The following is a 14,839-nucleotide window of genomic DNA, read 5'->3' as shown; positions in this document are numbered from 1 at the left end:
AAGTCGACCTCTTGCTCCCCTTGGGGTCTACGGCTAGTCGAGGATGATATGGGGCAGGAAACGGGAGCTGTCTTTGGTGATCAGGGTCGCATCCTCGCGAATGCCAATGCCAGCCGCCGCATCGCCGACCACCCAGCTGCCGATCAAGGTGTAACTGCCAGCAAAGCAGGGTAAGGGGTGAAAGGCCTGAAGCACATAACCCGAGTCGTTGTATGGGCCTGGCTCATGCAAGCGCATACCCTGATAATCCATCAGCTCGATATTGGCCCCCTCTCGTGAATAGAGAGGCTTACGTACCCAACCCGGCGCCATCTGACTAGCGGGATCGGGATCAAAAAAAGCGGGCAGCAGGTTGGGATGGTCAGGAAAGGCCTGCCACAACAGGGGCAACATCCCCTTGTTGGAGAGAATCATCTTCCAGGCTGGCTCGATAAAGCGGGTCTGGCTTGTGAGCAGCGTCTGGCCAAATGGCTCGCGCACCATGAACTCCCAAGGGTAAAGCTTGAATATCTCGTGGATCGGCTCGTTGCCCAGATCCACTAGCTGGCCCAGCAGCTCGCCGATATCCTCCAGATCCACAAAACGGGCATCACAACCAGCCTGCAGGGCGATATCGATGAGGTAGTCGAGGTTCCCCCTGTCTTCCAGGTTCTCGCCCACGCAGGTGAAGTGCAAAGGGCCACGATTGCCAAGGGCCGCGAAGGCGCCGTACAGCTTCTCCTGCAGGGAGTTGAACTGATCGACTCCGGCTGGTAGCACACCGCGATGCAGCTGATCCTCCAGCCAGATCCACTGAAAAAAACCCGACTCATAAAGGGAGGTGGGGGTGTCGTAGTTAAGCTCCAGCAGCTTGGCGGGCCCATGCCCGTTATAGGCGAGATCCAGCCGACCATAGAGATGGGGATCCCGACGTCGCCATGAGGCCTCCAGTGCGGGCCAGCAGTATTCGGGAATATCGAGCCGGGTCAGCAACTCTTCGCTGCCCACTATCTTTGAGACCAGCGAGAGGGCCATCTGATGCAGTTCCTCGGTGGGCGCCTCCAGATCATCCTCTATCTGCGAAAGGGTGAAGCGATAGCAAGCGCTCTCATCCCAATAGGGCTCCCCATCGAAGGTGTGAAACTCGAAACCAAGCTCGGCAGCCCGTTCGCGCCAATCCGGACGTTCGGGTAAGGAAATGCGCTCCATCTTTAACCTCCGCTGCTGTAGCTATTGCTATGGCAGAAGTTGGCTCGCCGCGCAGCTTCTCCACCGAAGCCACCACGCCGTACTTGTAAGGCGGGCTCCAGTGTCACCGCACTCTGGCAGACCCGAACCAGGCTACTGCCTGCGGGCAAGCGTGTTCCCTGAGCGGTGCGCAGCGCATAAGGCTCATCTGTACGTTGATAGAGCGGCTGGGTCGGGATCCCGGGGAGAGGGTCTGTTCCGATGGCAACGCCGCTGGTCAGAATCCCCCTCATCCGCGGCACCTTATCCTCACACCCTCCTGCGCCAAAATCCGCCTCACACTCCACCCGGTCAGGATAACGGGGCGCCCGCAGGAGGTGGCGACTGCGGGCCTCTTCAAAGGCCAGCTGGCACCGAGCCGGATCATTACTTGGGACAGCGACACATGTCTCGACCGAGGTGTAGACATAGGCCAGCTCGGGGCGTTCGTTGCACCCCTGCAGCCAGAGAGAGGCTGTCGGCACCATCATGACCAGTGCGACCTGGCTACTTCGCTTGTTGCTGCTCTTCATGGGATCCTCAGTAGGTCATGCAGGCAGCGTTGAGCAGCCCTACCGACAGGGACGCAGCAGCCAGCAAAATGGCGCCAGCCATCTCCCCACGGGAGATCCGTTCGCTCAGGTCGGTGAGCCAGCGTTGCATTACCCGAAACGCGGCAACCTGCACCAGCAGGGCAATCGCGCCCCAGATGGCGCAATCGAGCAGGGAGAGAGAGTGACTGATTGCACTGGCCAAGGGCAGCGCAAAGCCAATCAGCGCGCCGCCAAACGCGGTGGCAGCAGCCGGATTACCCGAACGGATCAGGGCAAATTCGTGGTGTGGCGTCAGCCAAGTATAGAGGCGAATGAAGGTCGCCAGCAGCGCCATGGCCAGCAGAAAGTAAGCGATAAAGGGGAGCAGCCCACTCAAGGAGCCGAGCAATTGGGAGAGCATCTCACAGTTCCTGTGACAAAAAGAGTCGACATCATAATGAAAGGAAAAAGGGACCACAATGGGCCCCTTGAGAACGGCGGATACGAAAACAGGGTCCCCCCGCCAAGGGGATTTACCCCTTGGGTCAATAGGCAGGAGTCACCGTCAGACTGACATTGCCAAACCCTTCGTTGGCAAGGGCCTCCTGATCCAGATCCACACCGGTCAGAGCCACATCTTCAGCAGAGGCGTTACGCAACTGGGCAGAGGCCGCGGAACGGGTCTGGGGCTGACCGATTTCGATATCGCCGGCAAACTGGCTCTCGGCATAGAAGTCACCGGTCACTGCCGAACGGATCGGGCGCAGCACACGACCCAGGTTATTCTGCATGGTCGGCAAGCCATACTCACTGATGGTCCAGTTCCAGTCCCACCACTTCACTTCACCCGGGATATAACGCTTGTCCCACTGGTAGCGGATGCTGCTCGCCTTGTCGCGGAACGGGCCGACGGCAAAGGTGTGCTCCCAGGTCGGACGATTCTCCGGATGGGTATACCAGGCATTGCCGCCCCAACGCAGGAAGCCCTTCATGGTCAGGTCATAATTGACCTCGGCCTTGAACTCGTAGGGGTAGGAGATGTTGGACTTGTAGAGGGCAACCCGCACCGGCAGGCTGGAGTGAGGCGGCACCGTGGGGCGCGCTTCAACCGAGACGGTCTCGGTCGTCGAGCCCCCTTTCTGGGAGGCCCAGCTCTGGCTCGCAGCGATCTCGATGGCCAGTTCGGTTTCCCCCACCAGCGGCCACTGAAACTTGTTCTTGGTAGTCACCTTCTCGCTCAGGCTGTAGGTGTCGGTCTTCGACCAGTTGGTGGCCTTGTCGTACTTCAGGGTCACCACCACCTGCTGGGGCAGGTCGGTGTAGTTGGTCGCATTGGCCGTGATGGTCTTGACCAGCTGCTTGCCGCTCTCGGTGACCTGACCATGGCTGAAGGAGTCGGGTTCCAGGGTATATGAGAAGTTGCTTACCTTGATGGAGCTCTTCTCCCCGCAACGATATCCGGAGCAGCCGCCGTCATTATTTCCCTTTATCAGCCAGCCATCGCCAACCCGGGTAACATCCATATCCTCCCCGACATAGGGGCTATGATTTCCACCCACCCAGGCGTATCCCAAATAATGAGCGAGATAACTGACTGGCTTGATAAAATAATCATTGTCGTGGACAAGCCGCCATTGCACATCGACCTCATCACCCGCTGGAATATTCCAGCCAGAGAGTGTTGGTATTTCTCCGGAAACCGGTGAGTTGGGATAACACCAGGTTTCTCCGGCTGTGCCCTGTTTGATTTCGCCATTATATCCCGGCCCCATAATCACCCAGCGATCAGCCAGCCCGGTGATCTGCCACTGCCCCATGCGGCTGACCAGATTACCCTTGATACTCATGGCTTCATCGCGGGTCAGAGGACGATAACCACTGGCACAGACGCCCGTGCCAAGGCCCGCCCACTTGACCTGATCAGGGTAGACAGGTTCAGCCGCCTGCACCTGAGCGAGCATCAATGAAGACGCCAAAAACGCCAGATTGGCGGTAATTATTCTATTCATCATTTATCCCTCTTTCAGACATACGATAATTGTTATTGTGTAGAAATATCCTTTTTCATTTGACAGGTATGGACTCCGACAAAACCTGACACAAATAAAATAAACCACCAAAAAATATCTATGACAAACAAAATAATGGTGATACAGGAAAATAATTAGAGCGATGACTTTATTGAGGAATAACTCATAAATATTGTGGCAGCCATTATTTAATGGCTGCCACAATATGGTGAAACTATATTAAATAAGAAGATGCTGAATTACTCTTCCGGATTGATCACTTCAATTCCCTGCAATATGCCATCCGCCGAACGGATCAATACCAGCTCGCTCCCGGCATGCAGATCGGCGGCCGAACCGTTGACCCAGCGCACCTGCGGATTGAGTGGCACAGTGCCCAGGGTGGCCAGCGTGAGCTGCCGGTCATCGAAGGATTGCAGGCGATCTTGCGCCCGCTGCCAGGGCTGATTGGCCCGCGGGACTCTGGCGGCCAGCAGCTCAATCCGGGTGGCAACGCCATCGGCCACCAGCAGGGCGAGCTGGTCGCCGGGCTTGAGTGGCTGCGGCCAAATCTCCCCCTGCCGCCAGATGGCGGCACTGCCCTGCTCCACCTCGGCCCCCTGAAATTGCAGGCGGATGCCGTCGCTGTGCTCCAGCTCCACCAGCCACAATTCGTCGGCTCCCGCCTGCGCCGCCCAGAGCGGTACACCCAGCATCCATGCACACCACTTTCTCGATTGTTCCATCTTCGTTCGTCCCTGAACAAAAAGCCCATGCAGGACAAGCATGGGCTTCATTCGGGAGCATTTCTAATCGGAACGCAGAGATCGGATCAGTCATCCTCGCGGCAGCGGCTCAGGCGCATGCCGTCAAACTTGCATTCCAGCTCGAGCCAGCGCCCTTCGAATGGCGCCAGACTATTGTCCGAGGTGGTGTAGCCCCAGATCCGCCCCCCTTCGACCGGCCCTTCCAGATCCATCTCGTCCTTGTCATCTTCGTCGAGGGCCTCGACCTTGCGCACATAGCGCACGCCGTTCTCCACCACCCCTTTCATCTCGACCCAGGTACCGCCGAGATCATCTTCGTTGAGCCAATCCTTGAAGCGGGTCTGGTCGTCGATCACGAACGGCATGCCGTTGACCATCAACTGGCCAAGCTGCCAGGTGGTGCGGCCGGTCAGTTTGAATTCGGTCGCCTGTGCGGTGCCAAGTGGCAACAATATCAGCAGCAGAAGGGCGCAGAGAGACTTCTTCATCAGGGATCCTCGGGGTTACACTGGCAAACAGGATGCCGAATCCGGTGTGAAAAGAGCGTGAAACGCTCGCCAACCAGGAGAGCAAAGCATGAAGATTTTGGTAGTGGAAGACAATCCTCAGGTGGCGGAAACCATCATGGATTATCTGGAGCTGGCCGGTCACCGCCTCGATTGTGCCTATCACGGTCAGGCGGCGCTGCAACTGCTGGAGGAACAGCGTTTCGACGTCATCATCATGGATGTGATGATGCCGCGCCTCGATGGCCTCAGCACGGTAGCGCGCCTGCGCGAGCAGGGGATTGCCACTCCCGTGCTGTTTCTCACCGCCCGCGACAGCCTGGAAGACAAGCTGGCAGGCTTCAAGGCGGGAGGGGATGACTATCTGGTCAAGCCGTTCGCCATGGAGGAGCTGGAGGTGCGGCTGCAAGCCCTCAGCCTGCGTGGCCCGCGCGGCGATGTGGGGGCCATCAGCTTTGGCGATCTGACGGTCGATGTCGCCAGCGGCCGCGCCACCCGTGCCGGTGAGCCCCTCAAGCTCGGCAAGATCCCGTTCCAAATCCTCGCCCTGCTGGCCCGCCGCGCCCCCGCCATCGTCAGCCGTCAGGAGGTGCTCGACACCGTCTGGGGGGATGAGGAGCCCGACTCCGATGCCCTGCGCAGCCACATCTACGCCCTGCGCAACGCGCTCGACAAACCCTTCCCCACTCCCATGCTGGAGACCCTCCACGGCCAGGGCTACCGACTGGTGAGCGCATGAGCCTGCCGAGCCTGCGTCGCCGCCTGATCATGGCGCTCGGCGGCGCCGGGGTGGTGCTGCTGATCCTGCTCTCCGGTCTAATGCTGGTGGCCGAGGACAAGATGGAAGAGCTGAGCCTGCGCCACTGGCTGGAAGCCGAAGTGACCCGCTACAGCGATGACTGGCTGCGACTCGGCCCGGCTGCGGCAGCCCCGAGCCCCAGACAGTTCTCCAGCTACTGGACCGAGGCGGGCCGCTTGCCCAAGTGGTTGAAGCCCTACCAGACTCCCGGCTTTTTCGAGCACCAGCTGGGCAAGGAGGACAAACACTTTCTGGTGGCCCGCCACCCCTCCGGCGAGGGACTGCTCTATCTGGTCTTCAACGACGACGCTGACGACTACCTCGACCCCTACGAAGACAAGCTGCATCTGGCGACCCGGCTGATCGGGGTGACCCTGCTGCTCGGCTGCCTCGGCTTCGGCATCTGGCTGGTACGCCATATCACGGGGCCGCTGCAACGGCTGCAACAGAGGGTCGCCCACCTCACCCCGGATCAAGCGGATTTCGAGCCCGACGCCCCCTGGCAGGAGCTGCGGGATATCGAGCTGGCGCTGCTGGCCGGCAAGCAGGAGGTGAGCGCCGTATTCGCTCGCGAGCAGGAGTTCAGCCGCTTCGCCAGCCACGAGCTGCGCACCCCCAACATGGTGATCCAGGGCTCGGCGGCCCTGCTCGGCAAGGTGACGGATCTGCCCGCGCCAGCCGCCCGCGCCACCACCCGCATCCGCGCCGCCGCCGACGAGATGGCACTGCTCACCGAGACCTTCCTGCTGCTGGGCCGCAAGGAGGCTGTGGAGCGACCGCTGCAACAGGTCACCCCGCTGATCCGCCAGGAGCTGGCCCGCCTCGCCCCGCTATTGCAGCGGGAGGCCCTCGATATCCGGCTTAATCTGGATGAGAGCAGCGAAGTAAATGCACCCCTCTCCCTGCTCGCCATCGCCCTCGGCAACCTGCTGAAAAATGCCCTGAGCTATGCCGAAGGACATATCGACATCGAGCTGTGTGGCCCGGTGCTCACCATCAGCAACCCGACGGCGGCGGCTCCGGATCAGATCCTCGGCTACGGCTGTGGCCTCACCATCATCCAGCGCATCTGCGAGAAGCTGGGCTGGCAGATCGATACCCGGCTGAAGGACGGAATTTTCAGCGCCCGGCTGGCGATGATCACTGCCGAACAGTTCCCTCTCCCTTTGGGAGAGGGTTAGGGTGAGGGAGCAGTGGCACCGCCAGCCCACCAGCCAGATAGCAACAAGGCGCCCGAGGGCGCCCTGTTTCTATCTGACAGATGCAAGCCTGAGGCTCACTCCGCCGGTTTATTCTTGCGGCTCGCCTTGAGTTCGAGGAACTCGATGATCTTGCCGGCCACATCCTTGCCGGAGGCGGCTTCCACCCCTTGCAATCCGGGGGAGGAGTTGACCTCCAGCACCAGCGGGCCACGGGCGCTACGCAGGATATCCACCCCCGCCACATCCAGCCCCATGATCTTGGCAGCCTGCACCGCGGTGGCGCGCTCTTCCGGGGTGATCTTGATCGCCTCGGCGGTGCCGCCACGGTGCAGGTTGGAGCGAAACTCCCCCGGCTGGGCCTGACGGCGCATGGCGGCAACCACCTTGCCATTGACCACCAGACAGCGGATGTCGGCGCCATTGGCCTCGCGGATATACTCCTGCACCAGAATGTTGTTGTTGGTCTGGATAAAAGCCTCGATCACGCTCTCGGCGGCCTTCTGAGTCTCGCAGAGCACCACGCCAATCCCCTGGGTTCCCTCCAGCAGCTTCACCACCAGCGGCGCCCCGCCCACCATGGTGATGAGGTCGGGCACGTCGTGGGTGCTGTGGGCATAGCCGGTGATGGGCAGGCCGATGCCGTGGCGGGAGAGCAGTTGCATCGCCCGCAACTTGTCGCGGGAACGGCTGATGGCCACCGAGCTGTTGAGGGCCATGGTGTTCATCATCTCGAACTGGCGCAGCACGGCGGTGCCGTAGGCGGTAATGCTGGCCCCGATCCGGGGGATCACGGCGTCATAACTTCCCAGCTCCCCACCCTCGTAGTGAATGGAGGGGTTGTGGGAAGCGATATTCATATAGCAACGCAGGGTGTCGAGCACCTCTACCTGATGACCGCGCGCCTGTGCCACCTCGACCAGACGGCGGGTGGAGTAGTTTTTCGGCTCACGGGATAAAATGGCGATCTTCATGACAATTCCGCTAGAAGGCTATGCCTGGGCAGGATGGGGCGGGAGAGTATAAGGTGCCACAGCGCCAAGACAACGCCAATTGTTTATCCTGACAACAAGACAAACCACACCAAACCGCACGCTACCACATCACTGTGACCAACAGGTTAAACGGCGGCTCTGCGCAGGTTGTTCAACCCGAGCAAGGATGCCGCCGTTTCTCGTTAAAGATCAACCGATGTCACGCGGGAGTCAGTTCAGGTTTGGCCCCAACCAGCGCTCGGCCTCTGCCAGCGTCATCCCCTTGCGAACAGCGTAATCTTCCACCTGATCTTGCTGGATCTGCGCCACCGCGAAGTATTTGCTCTCGGGGTGGGAGAAGTACCAGCCCGACACCGCCGCCCCCGGCCACATGGCGTAGGATTCGGTGAGCTGCATGCCGATAGCCTGCTCCACCTCCAGCAGCTCCCAGATGCTCCCCTTCTCGGTGTGCTCCGGGCAGGCCGGATAACCGGGCGCCGGACGGATGCCCTGATAGTTTTCGCGGATCAGCTCCTCGTTGCTGAGGGCCTCGTCCGGGGCATAACCCCAGTGCACCTTGCGCACCTGCTCGTGCAGATACTCGGCGAAGGCCTCGGCCAGACGGTCGCACACCGCCTGAATAAGGATGGCGTTGTAGTCATCGTGCTGCGCCTTGTAGGCCTTGGCGATGGCCTCCTCACCGATACCGCCGGTCACCGCGAAGGCGCCGATCCAGTCGGGTTTGCCGCTCTCTTTCGGTGCCACATAGTCCGCCAGACAGTAGTTGGGGAAGCCCTGCTTCTCGCTCTGCTGGCGCAGGTGATGCAGCACCTTGATGACCTCGGTGCGCGACTCGTCGCTGTAGACCTCGATGCTGTCCCCTACCGCGTTGGCTGGGAACAGGCCGATCACCCCGGCGCAGCGCACACTCTGCTCCTTTTCCAGTTGATCCAGCATGGCGTTGGCGTCGGCAAACAGCTTGGTCGCCTCCTCGCCAATGATCTCGTCCTCGAGGATGCGCGGATACTTGCCCGCCAGCTCCCAGCTGAGGAAGAACGGCGTCCAGTCGATGTAGGGGCGCAGCACCGAAATGGCCACATCTTCGAACTTCTGCACCCCGAGCTCGCGGGGCTTGGGGGGCTGGTAGCCAACCCAATCCAGCTGGTGGCGGTTGGCGCGGGCATGGGCCAGACTGACCGGGCGGGAGCGCGGCTGCTTGCGGGCATGCTGATCCCGGGCGATCTCGTACTCCTTGTCGATGCGGGCGACAAATGCCTCCTTCAGGTCCGGGCTGAGCAGGCTCTGGGCCACCCCCACCGCGCGGGAGGCATTGGAGACATAGACCACAGGCTCCGAGTAGTTCTGCTCGATCTTCACCGCAGTGTGGGCCTTGGAGGTGGTGGCACCGCCGATCAGCAGCGGCAGCTTGAATCCCTGACGCTCCATCTCCTTGGCCACGTGCACCATCTCGTCCAGCGACGGGGTGATGAGACCCGACAGCCCGATGATATCGGCGCCGACCTCCCGCGCAGTCTTGAGAATGGTCTCGCAGGAGACCATGACCCCAAGGTCGACAATCTCGAAGTTGTTGCACTGCAGCACCACCCCGACAATGTTCTTGCCGATGTCGTGCACGTCCCCTTTCACGGTCGCCAGCACGATTTTGCCGTTGCTGGAGCCGCCCGACTTTTCCGCCTCGATATAGGGCTGCAGATAGGCCACCGCCCGCTTCATCACCCGCGCCGATTTCACCACCTGCGGCAGGAACATCTTGCCCGCACCGAACAGGTCGCCGACCACGTTCATACCATCCATCAACGGCCCTTCGATGACGTGCAGCGGCTTCTCGGCACCGGCGCGCGCCTCTTCGGTATCCTCTTCGATAAAGTCGGTGATCCCCTTGACCAGTGCGTGCTCCAGCCGTTTGCCCACCGGCCAGCTGCGCCACTCCTGATCCCGCGGATCCTCTGCCTGGGCACCGGCACCGCGATACTTCTCGGCGATGGCCAGCAGCTCCTCGGTGGCATTGTCATTGAGGTTGAGCACCACCGCCTCGACCTTCTCTTTCAGCTCCGCCGGAATGTCTTCATAGATGGCGAGCTGACCGGCGTTGACGATCCCCATGTCCATGCCGTTCTTGATGGCGTGGTAGAGGAAGACGGCGTGAATGGCTTCGCGCACCGGCTCGTTGCCGCGAAACGAAAACGAGACGTTGGAGACGCCGCCGGAGATCATTGCGTGGGGCAGGTGCGTTTTGATGTCCTTCACCGCCTCGATGAAGTCCACCGCGTAGTTGTTGTGCTCGTCGATGCCGGTCGCTACCGCGAAGATATTGGGGTCGAAGATGATGTCTTCCGGCGGGAAACCGACCTGATCCACCAGGATCCGGTAGGCACGCTGGCAGATCTCGAACTTGCGGGCGCGGGTATCGGCCTGACCCGCTTCATCGAACGCCATCACGATGACGGCAGCGCCGTAGCGGCGCAGCAGTTTCGCCTGCTGGATAAACTTCTCCTCCCCCTCTTTCATGGAGATGGAGTTGACCACCGGCTTGCCCTGCACGCATTTGAGGCCCGCTTCCAGCACATCCCACTTGGAGGAGTCGATCATCACCGGCACCCGGGCGATATCCGGCTCACCGGCGATGAGGTTCAGGAAGCGCACCATGGCCGCTTCGGCGTCCAGCATCCCCTCGTCCATGTTGATGTCGATGATCTGGGCGCCGTTCTCTACCTGCTGCTTGGCAACATCGAGCGCCTCGTCGTACAGCCCCTCCTTGATCAGCCGCTTGAACTTGGCCGAACCGGTGACGTTGGTGCGCTCCCCCACGTTCACGAACATGGATTCAGGGGTAATGATCAGCGGCTCGAGGCCCGACAGGCGGCAGGCCACCGGCAGCTCGGGCAGCACGCGCGGCTTGATGCCCGCCACGGCGTCCGCCATGGCGCGGATATGGGTCGGGGTGGTGCCGCAACAACCGCCGACCATGTTGAGGAAGCCGCTTTGGGCCCACTCGCGGATATGCGCCGCCATCTCGACGGCATCGAGGTCGTACTCGCCGAACGCATTGGGCAGACCGGCGTTGGGGTGGGCACTGACATGGGTCTCGCTGATGCGAGACAACTCCTCCACATACTGGCGCAGCTCATCGGGCCCCAACGCACAGTTGAGGCCGAACGACACCGGTTTTACGTGGCGCAGCGAGTGGTAGAAGGCTTCGGTGGTCTGGCCGGAGAGGGTACGGCCGGAGGCATCGGTAATGGTGCCGGAGATCATCACCGGCAGGCTGTAGCCCAGCGCCTCGAACACCCCTTCCACCGCGAAGGCGGCGGCCTTGGCGTTGAGGGTATCGAAGATGGTCTCGATCAGAATGATGTCAGCGCCGCCCTCGATCAGGGCGTGGGTCGATTCGGTGTAGGCGGCCACCAGCTGGTCATAGGTGACATTGCGCTTGCCGGGATCGTTCACATCCGGCGAGATGGAGGCGGTGCGGTTGGTGGGGCCCAACACCCCTGCCACGAAGCGCGGCTTGGCGGGATCTTTTGCCGTCCACTCGTCCGCCACGGTGCGGGCCAGACGGGCGGCTTCACGGTTGATCTCGGCGGAAAACTCTTCCATCTCGTAATCGGCCATGGCGATGCGAGTGGCGTTGAAGGTGTTGGTCTCGAGAATGTCGGCCCCGGCAGCGCAATACTGCTCGTGGATCTCGCGGATCACCGCCGGACGGGTCAGCACCAGCAGATCGTTGTTGCCCTTGATGTCGGTATGCCAGTCGGCAAACCGCTCACCCCGATAATCGGCCTCCCCCAGCTTGTAGCCCTGGATCATGGTGCCCATGGCCCCGTCGATGATCAGGATCCGCTCCCTGAGGCAGGCTTCCAGCTTCTTTGTTACGTCCGACTGCTTGCTCGGCTCTCTGCTCGACATTACGTTCGACACCGCGTGTTCCTCTTACATCCATGCAACTGCGTAAACAGCATCCTAACAGCAAACAAATAAAATGGAAATCTAGCCGTCTATCAGTCCAAATGCGCCACCATATACTCATTTATGGGTAATGAGTAACATAGGGCCCGAGAGTAACCTATGCCCGTCCTGCATAGGGATACGTGCTTGCTGTCTACCAACGAGAAAAAAATAACTATGAGCGTCTACTACACACTCTGTTTTCTGGCAGCGTTGGCGATTTTTATCGCCTTTGCCAACCAGTATGTTGTGAAGATCCAGACCACCATCGCCATTACTGCGGGCTCCATGCTGATCTCCGCACTGCTGGTGCTGTTTGGCAAACTGGGTTGGTTCAATCTGGAACCTCTCGCCGTCAAGACCATGGAGAGCATCGACTTCCAGAACTTCCTGCTGAAGGGGATTCTGGGCTTCCTGCTGTTCGCCGGTGGCCTTGGCATCAACCTCAAGGCGCTGCGTAGCCAGAAGTGGGAGATCACCATTCTGGCCATCATTGCCACCCTGCTCTCCACCTTCCTCATCGGCTACGGCTTCTGGTTTATCGCCAAGCTGCTGGGCTGGGAGTTGCCGCTGGTCTACTGCATGCTGTTCGGCGCGCTGATCTCCCCCACTGACCCGATTGCCGTACTGGCCATCGTCAAGAAGATGAAGGCGCCGCCCCAGATCGCCATCCAGATCGAAGGGGAATCCCTGTTCAACGATGGTGTTGGCCTCGTCATCTTCGCCACCGTGTTTGCCGTCGCCTTTGGCGGTGTCGAGCCCACCTTCGGTAGCGTAGCCGGTCTGTTCCTGCACGAAGCCCTCGGCGGCATCCTGTTCGGTGCCGTGCTGGGCCTCATCGCCCACGTGATGATCAGCGCCACCGATGACGGTTCATTGGAGCTGCTGCTGACCCTCTGTATCCCGACCGCCGGCTTTGCCTTTGCCAACATGATCGGCGTCTCCGGCGCACTGGCCATGGTGGTCACCGGCATCATGATCGGCAACTGGACCCGTCACTCCGGCTTCTCCGAGCAGAGCAGCCATCACCTGGATCACTTCTGGGAGTTGATGGACCAGTTCCTCAACGCCCTGCTGTTCCTGCTGATCGGTCTGGCGCTGGTACTGCTGGATCTCGCCTGGCGTGACTGGATCCTGCTGGTCATTGCGGTGCCGCTCTGCCTGGGCGCCCGCTTTATCAGCGTGTCGCTGCCCTATGTGGCTTTCCGCCGATTCCGCAATTACAACACCTTCTCGGTGCGGATCCTCACCTGGGGTGGCCTGCGCGGTGGTCTGGCCATGGCGATGGCACTGGCACTCCCCTCCGGCGTCATGATGATCCCGGAACATGGCGTCGACCTGCGTCAGGTCATCCTGGTGATGACCTACTCGGTGGTGATGTTCTCCATCGTGGTGCAAGGCATGACCATCACCCCGATGATCACGGCTGCCAAGAAGGCCTGTGGCGACTACTGAGTCGGCCCACTGTGCTGATTGCAGAATGAGAGAGGGCTCCCGTCGGGAGCCCTCTTTTTATGGCGGATAGCTGCGGATATTTGCTGCTGATAGCACCTTGATTACACAGAGGAAAAGCGTACGGACTTCAACATCGGCAAATTATTGTTTGCTTTTTATTCATTTCGAGGAGAGAATGCGCGTCGGCTAGTTAATCAGCCCTGTTTATGTTTACCCTGCAATGCTTCACCTCACGATGAATCCTGCCAGTACCCGCATAACCTTCTTCTGATTTACTCGCCTTGAGAACCGTCAGGCTGTCTGCCTGCGTTGCCCGGCTCTCACGGTGCAGACCCGATCTGCCCACCCAATTTGATTTATGCATCAGCATATTCCTTGAAAGTGCAGACGCCCCTTAACCGGGCTGGGTATTCCTGCGCGCTTGTCGTTCACCCAATCGACCGCGCCCATTGACCTGACATTTGCCAATACAAGGAGCAAACACCTAATTTATATAGAGAAATACCATGATGAAAGCAGTACAAACACACAAGCCCCTGCGTCGCAGCAAGCCCATCAACCTGCCTGTGCAAGAGCACGACAATGATGCGTTTCTGATCCAGTTCAGCACCCGCTTCAGCGGCGGTTTCGCCATCTCCTGTGATGGTATCGCTGGCGAGTTCTCCATCGAAGACCTCAACTGATCCTGCCTGCCCTCCGGCAGCGCCCGATGCAGACAGGCCGCAACTCACGGCGGCCTCTTTGCTTCTCTCACGCCTTTAGCCAGATCCAGCCTCTTGCTTGTCACTCAGCATGACAGCTACCTCGCCATTTGCTTTTCAGCTCTCTGACCTTGATCACTGCTCCAGCAGCAGGCATTCGTCAGCATCTTCGCTCAATTTGACCAATCGACTGCGCACCAACCCCAGCTTGGCCAGCAGGCCGATGGATCGCTCGTTGCCCGGGGTGACGATGGCGACCACCTGCCCGATCCCCAACCGGCTTTTGCCATCGGCAAGGGCGGCCTGCGCCGCTTCAATGGCGTAGCCCTGACCGCGATATTGCGGCAGGAAGGCGTAACCGATATCGACCTGTTCCAGGGTGTCGCGCTTGATCAAACCGCAGATACCGAGGCTGACACCGTCCTCCTTGCGCTCCACCAGATAGAGTCCGTGACCATAGCGGGCATAGCTGACCGCCGGTCCCTGCTGGATATACTCCTGCGCCTGTTCGAGGGTGCGAATGCCCCGATCACCGATGTAACGATAAAAGTCGCCGTCATTGAGCAGCTCAAGGATGAAGGGGGCGTCGGTGACGATCATTTCGCGCAGGATCAGGCGGGAGGAGGCAATCATGGCAAGGGCTCTCAAACGGAAAGTGAAGGGCAAAGAGTGCCCCGTCACTCCCGAGCTGGCAAGCCTGTGGCGCCATCTGCCATGAAAAAGG

13 protein-coding genes are annotated in these 14,839 nt (G+C 60.2%); 4 read left to right on the top strand and 9 right to left on the bottom strand.

Annotated elements, in window-relative coordinates:
* Nucleotides 1-33 precede the first annotated feature (33 nt).
* The 6 genes from ACTG2S_RS03585 to ACTG2S_RS03560 form a co-directional block, all read right to left on the bottom strand.
* Nucleotides 34-1,188 (bottom strand): glutathionylspermidine synthase family protein, encoded by a 1,155-nt coding sequence (locus ACTG2S_RS03585; RefSeq protein ID WP_274161402.1) that lies wholly within the window; start codon nucleotides 1,186-1,188, stop codon nucleotides 34-36.
* Between the two features lie 2 nt (nucleotides 1,189-1,190).
* Nucleotides 1,191-1,739, bottom strand: coding sequence for a DUF1190 domain-containing protein (locus ACTG2S_RS03580; RefSeq protein ID WP_021231603.1), 549 nt, complete (start codon nucleotides 1,737-1,739; stop codon nucleotides 1,191-1,193).
* A 7-nt stretch (nucleotides 1,740-1,746) separates the two neighbouring features.
* Complete coding sequence (locus ACTG2S_RS03575; protein WP_088870288.1) at nucleotides 1,747-2,160, bottom strand: DUF350 domain-containing protein; 414 nt, start codon at nucleotides 2,158-2,160, stop codon at nucleotides 1,747-1,749.
* A 124-nt stretch (nucleotides 2,161-2,284) separates the two neighbouring features.
* Nucleotides 2,285-3,748 carry an aerolysin AerA gene (gene aerA / locus ACTG2S_RS03570; RefSeq protein ID WP_279499140.1) on the bottom strand — a complete coding sequence of 488 codons (1,464 nt, stop codon included), beginning with the start codon at nucleotides 3,746-3,748 and terminating at the stop codon, nucleotides 2,285-2,287.
* Nucleotides 3,749-4,008: 260 nt separating this feature from the next.
* Nucleotides 4,009-4,494 carry a hypothetical protein gene (locus ACTG2S_RS03565; RefSeq protein WP_279498977.1) on the bottom strand — a complete coding sequence of 162 codons (486 nt, stop codon included), beginning with the start codon at nucleotides 4,492-4,494 and terminating at the stop codon, nucleotides 4,009-4,011.
* Nucleotides 4,495-4,580: 86 nt separating this feature from the next.
* On the bottom strand, nucleotides 4,581-5,003 hold the full coding sequence (locus ACTG2S_RS03560; protein WP_005340092.1) for a hypothetical protein: 423 nt from the start codon (nucleotides 5,001-5,003) through the stop codon (nucleotides 4,581-4,583).
* A gap of 88 nt (nucleotides 5,004-5,091) precedes the next feature.
* Here ACTG2S_RS03560 and ACTG2S_RS03555 point away from each other — a divergent pair, with 88 nt between their 5' ends.
* Both ACTG2S_RS03555 and ACTG2S_RS03550 read left to right on the top strand, forming a co-directional pair.
* Entirely contained in the window at nucleotides 5,092-5,760 is a 669-nt protein-coding gene (locus tag ACTG2S_RS03555) for a response regulator transcription factor (protein ID WP_019446511.1), read from the top strand.
* On the top strand, nucleotides 5,757-7,001 hold the full coding sequence (locus tag ACTG2S_RS03550; RefSeq protein WP_204384956.1) for a sensor histidine kinase: 1,245 nt from the start codon (nucleotides 5,757-5,759) through the stop codon (nucleotides 6,999-7,001). Before ACTG2S_RS03555 ends, ACTG2S_RS03550 begins: the two co-directional genes overlap by 4 nt.
* Before the next feature lie 95 nt (nucleotides 7,002-7,096).
* Here ACTG2S_RS03550 and rimK read toward each other — a convergent pair whose 3' ends face one another.
* Together rimK and metH are read right to left on the bottom strand one after the other, a co-directional pair.
* Nucleotides 7,097-7,993, bottom strand: a complete 897-nt coding sequence (gene rimK, locus ACTG2S_RS03545; RefSeq protein WP_005340088.1) for a 30S ribosomal protein S6--L-glutamate ligase — start codon at nucleotides 7,991-7,993, stop codon at nucleotides 7,097-7,099.
* 231 nt (nucleotides 7,994-8,224) lie between these two features.
* The gene (gene metH, locus ACTG2S_RS03540) at nucleotides 8,225-11,920 is read right to left on the bottom strand and encodes a methionine synthase (RefSeq protein ID WP_439983223.1); all 3,696 of its coding nucleotides are present in this window, start codon (nucleotides 11,918-11,920) and stop codon (nucleotides 8,225-8,227) included.
* Nucleotides 11,921-12,136: 216 nt separating this feature from the next.
* Between metH and ACTG2S_RS03535 the strand changes: the two genes are divergently transcribed.
* Together ACTG2S_RS03535 and ACTG2S_RS03530 are read left to right on the top strand one after the other, a co-directional pair.
* A complete protein-coding gene (locus ACTG2S_RS03535) occupies nucleotides 12,137-13,414 on the top strand; it encodes a cation:proton antiporter (protein ID WP_021231596.1) in 1,278 nt (425 codons plus the stop codon).
* 506 nt (nucleotides 13,415-13,920) lie between these two features.
* Entirely contained in the window at nucleotides 13,921-14,097 is a 177-nt protein-coding gene (locus ACTG2S_RS03530) for a hypothetical protein (RefSeq protein WP_005340085.1), read from the top strand.
* Between the two features lie 153 nt (nucleotides 14,098-14,250).
* Here the strand turns inward: ACTG2S_RS03530 and ACTG2S_RS03525 are convergent, their stop codons facing one another.
* A complete protein-coding gene (locus tag ACTG2S_RS03525) occupies nucleotides 14,251-14,748 on the bottom strand; it encodes a GNAT family N-acetyltransferase (protein ID WP_076495867.1) in 498 nt (165 codons plus the stop codon).
* Nucleotides 14,749-14,839 lie beyond the last annotated feature (91 nt).

The sequence above is a fragment of the Aeromonas sp. 82P genome (assembly GCF_051919365.1).
Classification (GTDB): domain Bacteria; phylum Pseudomonadota; class Gammaproteobacteria; order Enterobacterales; family Aeromonadaceae; genus Aeromonas; species Aeromonas veronii.
Note: the sequence above shows the minus strand (reverse complement) of the source record. Positions and strands in the feature narration are given on the sequence as shown.